At 56.3% G+C, this 12,531-nt stretch carries 10 protein-coding genes; 1 reads left to right on the top strand and 9 read right to left on the bottom strand.

The window, feature by feature from the left end; genetic code table 11:
• Positions 1-855 (top strand): polysaccharide deacetylase family protein, encoded by an 855-nt coding sequence (locus ACR0JX_RS12245; RefSeq protein WP_480544070.1) that lies wholly within the window; start codon positions 1-3, stop codon positions 853-855.
• 49 nt (positions 856-904) lie between these two features.
• On the opposite strand, the gene ACR0JX_RS12250 is transcribed toward ACR0JX_RS12245, so the two are convergent.
• The 9 genes from ACR0JX_RS12250 to ACR0JX_RS12290 all read right to left on the bottom strand — a co-directional run bounded on the left by ACR0JX_RS12250 (position 905) and on the right by ACR0JX_RS12290 (position 12,511).
• The gene (locus tag ACR0JX_RS12250) at positions 905-2,011 is read right to left on the bottom strand and encodes a peptidoglycan-binding protein LysM (protein WP_480544071.1); all 1,107 of its coding nucleotides are present in this window, start codon (positions 2,009-2,011) and stop codon (positions 905-907) included.
• Positions 2,012-2,056: 45 nt separating this feature from the next.
• Complete coding sequence (locus ACR0JX_RS12255; protein ID WP_480544072.1) at positions 2,057-3,319, bottom strand: substrate-binding periplasmic protein; 1,263 nt, start codon at positions 3,317-3,319, stop codon at positions 2,057-2,059.
• A gap of 19 nt (positions 3,320-3,338) precedes the next feature.
• A complete protein-coding gene (locus ACR0JX_RS12260) occupies positions 3,339-4,124 on the bottom strand; it encodes a PP2C family protein-serine/threonine phosphatase (RefSeq protein ID WP_480544073.1) in 786 nt (261 codons plus the stop codon).
• Between the two features lie 3 nt (positions 4,125-4,127).
• Positions 4,128-5,105, bottom strand: a complete 978-nt coding sequence (locus tag ACR0JX_RS12265) for an FHA domain-containing protein (RefSeq protein ID WP_480544074.1) — start codon at positions 5,103-5,105, stop codon at positions 4,128-4,130.
• Between the two features lie 211 nt (positions 5,106-5,316).
• A complete protein-coding gene (locus tag ACR0JX_RS12270) occupies positions 5,317-7,494 on the bottom strand; it encodes a serine/threonine-protein kinase (protein ID WP_480544075.1) in 2,178 nt (725 codons plus the stop codon).
• A 338-nt stretch (positions 7,495-7,832) separates the two neighbouring features.
• Positions 7,833-9,119, bottom strand: coding sequence for a dynamin family protein (locus ACR0JX_RS12275; RefSeq protein WP_480544076.1), 1,287 nt, complete (start codon positions 9,117-9,119; stop codon positions 7,833-7,835).
• Positions 9,116-11,155, bottom strand: a complete 2,040-nt coding sequence (locus ACR0JX_RS12280) for a dynamin family protein (RefSeq protein ID WP_480544078.1) — start codon at positions 11,153-11,155, stop codon at positions 9,116-9,118. The genes ACR0JX_RS12275 and ACR0JX_RS12280 overlap by 4 nt, the downstream gene beginning before the upstream one ends.
• 61 nt (positions 11,156-11,216) lie before the next feature.
• Entirely contained in the window at positions 11,217-12,089 is an 873-nt protein-coding gene (locus ACR0JX_RS12285; RefSeq protein ID WP_480544079.1) for a hypothetical protein, read from the bottom strand.
• A gap of 23 nt (positions 12,090-12,112) precedes the next feature.
• Entirely contained in the window at positions 12,113-12,511 is a 399-nt protein-coding gene (locus ACR0JX_RS12290; RefSeq protein WP_480544080.1) for an NUDIX hydrolase, read from the bottom strand.
• Positions 12,512-12,531: the final 20 nt, after the last annotated feature.

Here is a 12,531-nt window from a genome sequence, read left to right on the forward strand (position 1 = left end):
GTGTATCTGAGCATTGATTTCGAGGATTTCGCCCACGACCTGAAGCGCGATCTTGGTATCTGGGAAACCGGTCCATTGCGCGCAGAGGCCCTGTGGCAGAGCCATGAACTGATTGACGGCTTCTTACAGGAAAACGGTGGTCCCGACGGACGCAAGGCCACTTTTTTCTGCACAGGCGTAGTCGCCGAACGCGCCCCGGACCTGATTGCACATATTGCGGGGCAGGGGCATGAAATTGCCTGCCATTATCACTATCACGACAGCATGAACCGGCAGTCGGCGCAAACCGTCGACGCCATGCTGGCGCGTGCGAAAGATCAACTGCAAACGGCGGCGAATGCTCCTGTTAAAGGGTTTCGCGCACCGAAGTTCCATGTGAACCGCGAGACGCCCGAGCAATACCAGTTGATCGAGCGGCATTTCGACTATGACAGTTCGTCTTTCTTTGGGTCCCCGGATCAATGTCGGGACTTTGCGGATAAGATGCGACTGTCAACGCTGCATGTGTTGCCGCTGTTTTCCTCGCAATACAGGGGAAGGGGGCCGCAGATACGTCTGGGCGGAACTTACCTGAAACTCGCACCAGATAATGTGGCCAGGGATCTGATTGAACAGGCTAAATCCAACGGGTTGGCCCCACATATCTATCTGCATCCGTATGAGATATCAGGCCATCAGGCGTTTCGCGTATCACGACAGGAACTGGCCGCCTTGGGGGCGAAAACTGCTGCCTATTGGGGACTTCGGCAAAATCAGTGGCTGCGGTTGGGTGGCAAGCGGTTGTTGCGCAAGATTGCCCGGCTGTTGCCTCCCGAAGGGCTATCCGGTCGATTGGACCAACTGATCCCCCAATAAAAAAGGGCCGATCAAAGGATCGGCCCAGTTTGTTCGGATGAACCGAGGGTTAGTTCGAAGCTGAATTCAGCTTCTCGTTCTGCTCACGCAGAGAATCCGAAATAATCGCATACCATTCGCCGGACTGACGCATTTCGTTCAGACCTTTGTTCATCATTGCGATGTATTCACGGGCAAACGGGTTGCTGCGATGCGCCAGGAAGGCCATTGACGACAGTGTCGAAACGAACGGGTTTTCGACAATGTCATTCGAGCCAAGGCCCATGTCGTTCATGGTAGATGCGAACAGGTCGACCTCAAACGCGGCCACATCAGCAGAACCGGTCAAGACCGCATCCAGACACTCACGCGCCGAATTGGGATGGACCAAAGTCAAGTTGTCGCTGTTCAGACCAACTTCTTCCAGAACAACCATGCTCCAGCCCGCCATACGGCAGAGCGTTGCGCCCTCTAGATCTTTGAAATCCGTCGCACTTGCATATTCGCTATCAGGCAGGGTGAAGAAACCGCCAACGATGTCATACACCGGAACCGATGCGACAAACTGTGTGCAGCGGGCCTCGGTGGCTGCTGACCATTCATAGGTGCGGTTGGTACAGTCAGGTACGGTCCAGGCAATAGAAATGTCAAACGCGCCAAGAGGCAACAGTGTGTCCAGGTGCGAGGACCAATCATCCACGAAGCTGACCGAATATTCACGGCTGTTCCCTGCACGCTGCAGGCTGGTGGTGGCCAGACGGGTCATGATGCCGCCGCCGCTCAGGTTTTCAGTGGTGAACGGCTCCCACCCGTTACCCGCGACCATCTTGATCGGTGGGGCATAGACATTCGAGCGTTTTACGCTCGCAGCACGCTGTTCTTCTGCCGCGATGATGTCCTGCGCGGACTGGCCGTTTGGCAGGCTACCATCTTCACAAGGCAGGGCCAGAACAATACCGGGCTCAAGATCGTTTGGGTTGCTGATGATGTTGCGGTTCGCGTTGAAGATCGGCTGGTAGTTTGACGTGCCATATGCCGCGATCGCGATGGTCGCCATCGTGTCGCCATCCGAAACGGTATAGTTCGTACAGGCCTGCTGCGCGGCTGCTGCACCAGCGCTTAGTGCAGTGACGGCAGTGGCCGACATCACCACTTTCTTAATATTGAGTTCAAACATGTCCACTTCCTCCAGACTTGTAGGTTTCTTAGGCCGTGCTGGGCCTTATCCATTTTCCATTTGATGTCGCAGAGCGGTCGACACGATATCGCGCCACTCTCCGGATTGCTGCATGATTGCCAGTCCCTGATTTAGCGTCTCAAGGATCGCTTCCCCATCAGGGTTATCTTTATGGGTCATGACGTTAAGCGACTTTACCGCCGCTAGGTTGGGGTTCTCGATAATGCGGTGCTGGTAGCCTAGACGCGAGATCGCCTCGACCGCGAGATGGGCCTCGATGGCAACGATATCGGCGCGGCCTTCGATCACGGCGTGAAAGCAATCATCGGGGTCGACCGGGCGCAACAGGGTGATAACCGGCTCGTATAGGCTGACGGCATCCATATGCGATAGCGACCAGCCTTCGGGGCGGCAGATCGTCGTCCCAGCAAAATCGGCATAGCTCAGTGTTTGTTCATAGCCCGAACCTTCGCGCGCGAAGAATGAATCCACAACTTCATAAAACGGGTTCGAGAAGTTGTAGGTTTCGCACCGGTTCCGATCGCTTTCAGACAAGGCTTCTGCCTGTTCGCAATTTGGGCGCGACCATGGGAACGTGCCATCAAACGCCAGCGTCGGCATCAAAAGGTCCAGATGAGAGGACCAGTCGTTCACGAACTGGATTTTGTAACCCTGTTCAGGTGCGGCGCGCAGCATCGCGGTTTCTACCAGGTGGGTGTACAGCCCGCGGTTCGGCAGCGATTCATCAGTGAAGGGCATGAAACCACCGCCCGTGATCAGCAGAAGCTGCCGGTCGCGGATCTCGGGCCGTTCACCGGTTTGTGCCTGACGGATCAACGCCGCACCTTCGGCGCGCGCCGCTTCGATCTCATCTTTGGCCGCAGCCTTTGCGGCAATCACTGCATCTTCACTGGCTTTTTGGGCTTCGGCTTCAGCGGCGGCCACCCGTGCCTCGGCTTCTGCAATCGCTTTTGCGGCACGTTCCTCCGCCGCTTTTACAAGCTCAGCCGCCATTTCAGTCGCCAGACGCCCTTCTTCGGTGTCCACAAGGACTGAGGTGCGGCCGATATCTTCAAGGCAGGGCATTGTCAGCACATCACCAACACGGATGATGTTGGGGTTGGATCCGATTACATCACGGTTGGCATCATAGATGACGCGGAAATCCTCGGTCGAATAGACCTGAATAGACAACTCACGCAGGCTGTCGCCGCGCTGGATTTCATAGGTTGAACACGCTTCTTGCGCCCAGGCCGCGCCGGTGGCAGCGGCAAGTGCAAGGCTTGATATTATAAGGTGCTTTCTCATGATCTGGTTGCTTTGCCTGTTATGATTTGTTTGGTTTCGCGACCGCGATTGTCAGGTTGTCCTGATCGGGTTTTGCCTTGGCCAAAACGGCCTGCAGCAAGGCATCGGCGATCTCTTGCGCCAACGCGTTCTGGTGTTCAGCCAGCACATCCTGGATTTCGCTGTCTGAAAGGGTCTGCAACCCATCGCTGCCGAGGACAACGATGTCAGCCGCAGATAGGTTCAGCGGCTCTTCGGGGCAGTCGACCTTTGGGATTGCACCGCCCATAACGACCGATGTCAGCTGATTTCGATCCGGATGCGCACGGGCCTGTTCTTCAGTCAGAGTCCCTTGCGCAACTTGCGCGTCAATCGAAGGCGCCATCGAATGATCTTCGTTCATCTGTGATAGCGCGCCGTCCCGGAACAGATAGAACGGGCTGTCACCGATCGAAATCCAGTAGACGCGATGGCCCAGCAAAAGCACACCCAGTAGCGTTGAGCCCATGTTGAAGCCCAAGCCCCGTTCTTCGTTGTGGCTGGCAATGGATGCATTGGCCTGCATCGCAGCCAGCGGCAGCGCATCAACAAGTGAGCGTTCTGACAGCGTTTCGACATCCAGCTCATCATCCAGCGCATCGCGCCAGGCATTGATCACCAGCTCCGAGGCAACCTCACCCGCCTCGTGACCGCCCATGCCGTCGGCGACTGCAATATAGCCCGCATCGACTGCATCGAAGGTCCGCGCGGCGACGGCATCTTCCTGCGAGTCGCGCTGACCCTGATTCAGGATCAGGGCAATGTCATATGCCGGAGTCGCCAACATCAGTTACGAATCCCTCCAGTCAAAGCCGTCATCGCAGAAGGCCATGAACCGGATCGAGGTTTCGCTGATGCGGATCAGATCACCGCTGGTCAAGGCGATGGTGCTGAGCACGGGTTTGCCGTTCAGGCGAACGAGGTTCGCCTTGCCACCATGACCCAGATAGCATTTACGATCTTCCGGATCGTAGGCGATCACCGCGTGGTTTTCGCGAGAAATACCTGTGTCGCCGAAATCAAGCTGGATCGCCTGATCATCATTCCGGCCGATCTGCATCAGCCCTTCGGTCAAGGCTACGCTTGCCCCACGGCCAGGCCCCGCAGTGACGACCAACCAGCCAACCGGGAAGGTTTCCTGCGCGGTTTCCGTCTTGGTGACGGGCTCGGCAGACTCCATCATGTCCTGAACATGGGTATCAGCGCGCTCGAAACCCAGGAAGGTTGTTTTTACACGCGCCCGGCGATCCGCGGCAGGCGCAGTGGCGGGTGTTGGTGCAGACTCTGCAACCTCTTCTGCTTGCGCCGCGTCTTCGATTGGCGCTGCTGGAGCCGGTTCTTCAGCCTCTGCGGTGGGTTCTTCGGGCGTCTCATCGACCACGCCCACGCTGTCCTCGGTGCCAAGGCGCAGCGTTACAACCGGATCGTCTTCGGCAGGGGTTTCTGGGGACGACACGACATTCTGTGTGTCTGTCTGATGGTCTTCTTGAAGCGGTTGCTCGACAGGTTCTTCGGCCACGTCTTCAGGCGTTTCAACTGCAGCCTCTTCGGCGAAGTCCGGCATCTTTTCTTCCGGCATCAACTCATCCGATTCCTCGTAGGTTTCGGATGTCGCGTTGCCGCCAGCCAAAGCTTGGCGCAATGCGTTGAAATCGGCGATGGGTTCCGCAGTCTCCTCGGCAGGTGCCACGCTTTCGGCAGCGTCTTTTTCTTCTGTTTTGCCCGCGCCTTCTAGAAGCCGGCTCAGAGGGCTTTTGTATTTGAACATGGCGTCGACACCTTCATTTGAACGGCACACAACTTATGCGCCTTGGGACCACAATTTACCTCTGCGCGGTGGGCACATCGGCACTTATCATTTTGGAAAACCACTAGAACTTGTAACTCTCTGCGACGGTCCGGCCCCCGTCAGAATGGACTTTTTCAAATGCCATCCTCAGCAAACACAACACTGGCAGATCACCTGGGAACCGGTCTGATCACTCCTGCTCAAGCTGCATCGTTGCAGCTGTTTCAACCCCGCCGCGCAATACAGTGAAGCGCGCTATGGGTTTATTTTCGGACACAAGCGCAGCAAGCGTTCCATCCAAGCTTTCTGCGGTGTTCAGATTTGTTGCGGTTTGGGCTTCGCTCAGCAACACATCTCCGTCACTTAGATCGCCGGCCGAATCTGAGGGCACGTTGGATACAACGGTTTGCCATCCGTCCGCTCCATCGCTACGCACAGTGAATTCATACCCATTCTGCAGCCCGAGGGCACGGATTGCGGGCAGAGCCATCAAGCCATTCTGAACACGGGTTTCACCCCGCAGGCGATACCGTGCTGCGACGCGGATGTATCCGTCGGGATCAACATTGAAGCCGTCCAGAACCTGGCCCGCAAAAGATGCGTCAGAGCGGATTTGGTCACCGTTCAGTGTGAACATCGTTGCGCCACGCTGGATCCAGTCACCAATAACCGACATGTCCTGACCCGGATTTACGGCGGTTACAGCAAACGTGTCTCCGGTAACCGCACGACGGCGTGAAACCGAGAACGGGATGTCAACATCCCAATGCGCGAAGGCAACCTGATCCTCAGCAAGCACACCAGGAACCGTTGGCTCTGCCGAGGCTGAAAATTCGGCCGAAGCTTCAGGTTCAACGGTCGCCACCTCTGTGTCAGTCGCGTCAGCAGTGACTGTAACCTCTTCTGCCACGTCGGTATTCGGTTCTGCGGCGGCTGCTTCTGTGGCAGCCGGTTCCGCAGGAACGGAGGTTACCTGCTCGACAGGCGCCTCTGAAGTCTCTTCCACCGAAGGTTCAGCTGTGGTTTCCGGTGCAACAACAGCGGTCTCTGCTGCTTGCGTCTCGGGCTCTGCCACTGAGGCTGTTGCCGTCGTTTGGGGCGCTTTGTCGCCACCGGACACAACGAAGTATCCACCCGCGGCTATGGCCAGGGCCACAACTGCTACACCTGCAAGCAGTTTGCCGTTGCCGCCCGACCCGCTTTGCACAACGGTATCCACGGCGATCGGAGCGTCTTCCTTTGTGGTAAACTTGGCTAGTTCGTCTTCTTTTTTGTCTTCATTGCCAAGTGCGATGTCAGAGTTGCCAGCCAGCAGCGCGGTCACAACGGCTTCGGCGTTCTCGGTCTCTGCTTTGATCCGCTCTTTCTCTTCTTCTTTGTCCTTGCGATCCATGCCCACGATCACTGAAACTGGGCGATAGGCAAATGTGTCAAACATAACACCTGGGCCACGGAACATCCGCAGCCAATCCAGGGCGGTTTGCAAACGATCCGTTGCGTGGACTTCCATCGCTTTGTCGATCGCTTCCAAAAAGCCTTCGGGATAACCTTCAAACCGAGCGGTCAGTGGTTCATAGGGGTCGTCCTGACCATTGTTGAATGCGCTTAGACGAGACTGGCCATCGACCGGGCGTTCCCCGCTAATCGCGTGGTAGAGCGTAGCAGCCAGAACGTAGAGGTCACTGCTTGGGTCCTGCTCGGCCCCGCGCACGTAGAATTCATGCGGCGAATACCCGTCTTTGATCACCCGCAGGGTCAACAGGGCAGCGGATTTGTTTGCCGCTTGTTCGCGGGCCGCGCCAAAGTCGATCAGGACTGGATCACCGTTTTCGTCGATCAGGATATTGTCGGGCGAAATATCCCGGTGCAGCATGCCGCTTTGGTGAATGAATGATACCGCCGACAGCATCTTTTCGGTCACCTGAACGATGAAGTCAGGGCCGCTTTCGGTGTCGGGATTTTCTACATAGTCCAGCAGGTCGCATCCACGGATAAGATCCATTGCGATGTAGGCTGTATCGTTGTCCTCGAAGACCTGATGCACATCGACAATGTTGGGGTGCACAAGGCGGGCATGGTTGCGGGCTTCCTGAATGAACAGGTCAATAATAGCGCGCAGGTCTTCTTTGAGTGCGGGATCGTTTGGCTCAACCAGGTCACCGTTGCGGCGGCACAAGGCGCCCGGGAAGCACTCCTTGATTACCACATCCCGTTCAAGGCTATCCCGCGCAAGGTAGGTAATGCCAAACCCACCATTGCTGAGAAAGCGAAGGATTTCGTACTGTCCGCGCAAAAGCTTTGCGCCGGGTTCCAATCCTTCGATATGTGGTTCGTCGTGCGATGCACCGACTGCCTGGTTGTGGCTCATTTCAATCCGCCCGTTCTACACATTTTTGCGGTAAAACAACCGGGCAAACCGCCCGAAACTGACAACCTAAAACAACCGCAGGTCACTTGAGAACGGTTAGACGTTTCAAATTAGACTTTATTGGGGCCGCCCGATGGCTTCACTATGGATCGTTTCGGACGTTTATCAACATATTGATTTATAGGATAGAAGAGATCAACATATTGATTTTTAAGATCGTCAATCCAAAGCTTCTTACCCGGATTGGAGCGTTCTGGTCGACGATTCCGAAACTGTTAAGAATCGGATTTGGGCGACAACGAATCGCTGCGATGCAGCTCAATCTTCACGGGAGTCGTTTAGGTGCCGGTTTTTGTCTGCGCCGTGACTACAGTGCTACCTGCCCAGGCCAGGTTGTCGCTCAACTGAGCCAGGATGCTGATGGCATCTTTCAGCGGTGCGTCGCCGCTTTCGAATTGCAGCAACAACAGAAGGTCTGTGGCCTTCTCGAATTCAGCCGGAATCCAGTCGGCCTCGGGGTCGATTTCTCCGCCCTGTTCCAGACGCTCGGCAAAATCCTCGACAATTTCCTGGCAGCTTTGCAGGAACGTCGCTGGTTCCATATCCGCGTTTTCTCGCAGATCCTCATAGACGCTCGCGATTGCGGCAAGCCAGTCTTCGAGGATGGGATTGTTCAACGGGGGTAGAGCCGCGCCCAAGGTCGATTGCATATCCGCGTTTTCTGCTCCGGATGCTTTCGGTTCAGGCCCTTTCAGAGCTTCAAGGAAAGGTAGGAACTCCTGTGCGATATCTTTTCGCGCGGCATCCAGATCACTTTGACGGCGGCCTGACGCAACTTCCAGCACGTGTTCAGCCAGCGTTTGGCCGCCACAGTTTTCCCACAGCGCAAAATCCGGCTCGGGCTCTTGCGCCATCGCGCGAACAGCCACGGGTGTGCCAATCGGGACAACAGCACGGAACATCCCGTCTTTTTCTTTTTTCAAGCGCGCCAGAACACGTTCGATTGCCTCTTCAACCGGTGGCAAATCTGCGTGGGTCACCGCAAGCAGGCTATTCTGGCGCAGCTCAGCGGGTACCTGCGCCCACAAATGGCGTTCTGTTTCGCGCCAGGCGTTTGTGCCGTTGGTGCACCAGATCGCACAATCCACGAATTTGAGCAGGTCCAGGGTCTGCTTATATGTATCGTCTAGCGCCCCCGATCCGGGCAGATCGAACAGCGAGATTTCTTTGAGCGCTGGGGTGTTCAATCCAACCGAGATGAAATCGGGCTCATCAGCGGCTGCTTTTTCCAGTGCGATACCCGAGTAGGTCTTGGGCTCTTTGTTCCACCAGCCCACTGTGGTTTCGGGCGTTTCGGCATAAGCAACTATCACCAAAGGCAATTTTAGATGTTGTGGGCCAGTGGGCAGGATGTCTGCACCAGCCAGCATATTGGCAAGGCTAGATTTGCCCGCGCCAAATTCCCCTGCGAAACCGATGTTCACCGCGTTCGAAAGACGTTCGGCATGGGCCAATGCGCGCGCGCGCAGATCCTCTAGCGCGGCGTCCGCCTCCATCTTCTCTGTCGCGGTCAGGAAGCGTTCGAGTTGACGCACTTCCTGCTCGGTCCCTGGAAATTCAATCATTCAGCAGCCTCTGCCAGTCTGTCTTCCTGATGTCCGGTGCCAAAGATAGCCCCAAGATCATCACTGATACGGCGTGCACGGTCGAGCGCGTCCTGTGCTATCGCCTTTGCGTTGGTATCATCTGTACCTGCGCGATGCTGCAGATGGCCTGCCAGCAAAGCCAGATAGTGATCCAACACGGTGTTCAGCCGTTCCAGCAGATCGTCACGCGCAGTGTCGATCAGATCGTCACCCATCAGCTCGAATTCCTGCGTGATCATCCGTTCCGCGCGCGAGACAACGCTGTTGCGCGAGATCAGCCTCGACAACCAGTTTACACGCAGTTCGACCGTGATGCCACGGGTTAGCGCCGTGGTGTCCGGGCGGAACCAGCGCACGGCACTGGTGTTCATGCGATTATCCACCGGTTCCTGCCAGCCGGGTAGGGCCCGCAACGCTGCGTTGCTTTGCATGTCGATTGTGTAAAGCTCGCTCAGAACCCGTTGCCGCACCACTTGCGAGGCGCCTTGAACCAGTTCCCGCATGCGATCCCGCAGAGGCGTGAAGTTTAGTTCGGTATCCCCCTTGGCCAGCAAGGGAGACTTTCCTTCAGGACCGCGCACAACAGCCGAGACGGCCTCGGAAACGGTGTCATCCATCACCCCGCGTAGATTGGACAAAACCTCGTCCATTTCATGGGTAATAGTGTGTTTCTTCTCGGCAATCAGCGCACGCAGATCCTCAAGCGTCTTGTCGTTTTTCTCGACGCTGACAGCTGTTTCTTCTGCATCAGCCTCGAGGACTCGCAGATCAGCCTGCGACCGTTCCAGTTCAGCCTGGGCAAAGCTGTTCAGGTGCTGCCAAGCCATGCGCAATTGTTCGTCATGCGGCCCTTCGATCAGGGCCTGCGTCACATGACGGCGCAGGTCAGGCAAGCCTGAGGCGATCATGGCGGCAAAACGCAGCACCGCCTCGCGGCTGATCGGGCCGGGGCCCTGCTTGATTTCTTTCACACCGTCCAAATACTGTCGCATTTGTTCCGGATGCGCCCGCAGCCAGGACAAAACATGGTCGTGATTTACACCTGTTTCATCGCCCGTCAGCGCATAATGGGCCCATTGCGCGCTGCCCATCAACACGTCAATGTTTGAGTTGCCCAGGGCCTGTTCCAACCCATCCAGAACATCGGCGCGCACTTTTGTCGCGTCCTCTGCGCCATCGCTGAGTTCGTCTACACGATTGATGAAAACAACGATCTGCCCAAGCTCGAGCGCTTGCATAAGACGGAACAGTTTCAGGTCGGCACGAGAAAGCGCCTGATGCGCTGACAGAACCACCACAAAGAAATCGGATTCTTTCAGGTACTGGCGCGAGATTTCTTCGCGGATCAACAGAGGGTCGTTAACTCCCGGCGTGTCTGTCACCGTCAATGGGAACGGGAAATGGCCGATGTCAAAATAGACCTCAGCCTTGCGGGTGATGTCGCTGTACAGCCCCCGGTCGCTGCCGGGGTCCAACGGGCCATCTTCGGTTGGGTCGTCGCCAGCACAGACGTAGCGGGCCAGATCGTCCGAATTCAGCTGTTCCAGATCGTGATGCTGCCCCAGCAATTGTTTATAGCTGTCGCCCAGACGCCGCTGCGCGCGCGTTTTCATCGCCTCGACCTGCTCTTCGATCATCTCGCGCTTATAGCTGTCCTCGTCATCAGGGAACATATTGCGCAACTCTTCACCTTCGGCGATCAGCGACTGCCATTGGTGGTTGTCGAAGAAATGAAACTCTGCCCCTTCGGTCCGCCCCGAAGGATGCCCGAAATGCATGTCGGTGATCACCGTTGTCCACGGGTTCACATCGGATGGCAGGTATTCTGCCTGACCGGTGAAGCCATTGATAAGGCGGGATTTGCCGGCCTTGATCTGCCCGACAAAGGCAATGGATGGTTTCAGATTTGAAAGATCGCCGACAATGCGCGAGATGAACTGACGGGTTTCGTCATTGCTCGTCTCATTCATGTCCTCGGCTATGCGGATTAACTCACGACGATTGGACTCACTCATACTGGGTATCCTAACAACTCTCTACTCAAACAATTCGGTGGTTTAACAACATAGAAGGCAGTCATTCTTCTGCCTCCTGCAACGTGGTCCACAAGTTGACCACGGCCCCCAGTTTGCGCGCCTCGTGTACAGCGAAGGCGATGCTTTGGCCGTCATTTACAACAGCCAGTCCTGCGCCCTTTCCACCAGAAGGGCGCATTACGATCAGTTGGGGCAAGCCCAACCCTGTCTTTGTATCTTTGTCCCAGCCAGCCAGATCAGCCGCAAAGCGAGTCAGCAAATCCTGATTGGGATGCAGTTTGGCATCTGGTGCGCACTCCTCAGCGGCCTGTGCCAGTGTCCCATCCTGTGCGGCGGCCAGAACGCGCCCCTGTGCAAAGCGATCTGCACCGTCAAAGAAAGCTTGTGCCAGCGAAGCATTGGCATCGGTTCTTGGCGCGATTTCAGGTGTTTCCGGCGCAGGCTCTTGTGGTTCCGGCACAACCGAAATTGTGGGTTCAGCGGTCAGTTCAATTGCGGCACATGCGGTTCTGATCTCACGCAGGGTGACACCCACGTCATCCGCTTCGAGCACGTTGTCGGGTTTCAGTGACAGCAGTTCCAGTGGGGCAGGGGCCGAGGCGATATCCGAGACCAGCTGTGCCAGATTGTCGATCAATTCCTCACGCGGGGCAGTTTCGAAATCCGGGACGGCACCGGATACAACGCGGAACACATCCGTCACGCGTGAGCTGTTCACTTCAAGCGCCAGACAATCCCCATTGGCTGCGGTGAATTCCAGTCGGCGCGGCAATATCGTATTGCGGATCACACGCAGAACCTCGGTCCGACGTAGCTCGGGCGTGTCGCCCGCAATCATCACAACCGGAGACAACCGCGCGACAGATTTGCGCCCGATTTCATCAAGCATCTCGAGTATGTCTGTATCCATCATACCGTGACCCTCATTGCTCTGGTTCAGACCGCAGCCGTGATCGACGTAAGGCTGAGGTGTGACTTTGTGAGGGCAAGACCCACATTCGCGCTGTTGCGGCAGACATAGCAAACCACGTGATCGGGAAATTCACGCGTGCGCAGAAAGATGTTCAATCGGTCGTTCGAAAACACCGCGATCTCGCCGAACCCATCAGCGTCAGAATCTGCATCCGTTTCGCGCAACAACGCTTCAAAGGCGGAAACGCCGCGCCCCTGGAACAGGTTGGCCACCGCAATGGCCAGTTCATCCAGATCAATCGCGTCGTCTGACTCTTTGATGCCGGTTCCCAGCAACATCCCCGTTTCCATGTCGATATACCCGGCTGCAAGGCAGTCGGGTATTGTTTCAATAGCAGCGTTCAACGCATCATGTATCGACATGTAACTAACTGTTTTGCTTT

This window comes from Ruegeria sp. AH7, from assembly GCF_056541325.1.

Bases quoted from the DNA above. Each gene is read 5' to 3' on its own strand.
- ACR0JX_RS12280 (WP_480544078.1), bottom strand. From the start codon at position 11,155: ATGAGTGAGTCCAATCGTCGTGAGTTAATCCGCATAGCCGAGGACATG.
- ACR0JX_RS12285 (WP_480544079.1), bottom strand. From the start codon at position 12,089: ATGATGGATACAGACATACTCGAGATGCTTGATGAAATCGGGCGCAAA.
- ACR0JX_RS12290 (WP_480544080.1), bottom strand. From the start codon at position 12,511: ATGTCGATACATGATGCGTTGAACGCTGCTATTGAAACAATACCCGAC.
- ACR0JX_RS12250 (WP_480544071.1), bottom strand. From the start codon at position 2,011: ATGTTTGAACTCAATATTAAGAAAGTGGTGATGTCGGCCACTGCCGTC.
- ACR0JX_RS12255 (WP_480544072.1), bottom strand. From the start codon at position 3,319: ATGAGAAAGCACCTTATAATATCAAGCCTTGCACTTGCCGCTGCCACC.
- ACR0JX_RS12275 (WP_480544076.1), bottom strand. From the start codon at position 9,119: ATGATTGAATTTCCAGGGACCGAGCAGGAAGTGCGTCAACTCGAACGC.
- ACR0JX_RS12260 (WP_480544073.1), bottom strand. From the start codon at position 4,124: ATGTTGGCGACTCCGGCATATGACATTGCCCTGATCCTGAATCAGGGT.
- ACR0JX_RS12270 (WP_480544075.1), bottom strand. From the start codon at position 7,494: ATGAGCCACAACCAGGCAGTCGGTGCATCGCACGACGAACCACATATC.
- ACR0JX_RS12265 (WP_480544074.1), bottom strand. From the start codon at position 5,105: ATGTTCAAATACAAAAGCCCTCTGAGCCGGCTTCTAGAAGGCGCGGGC.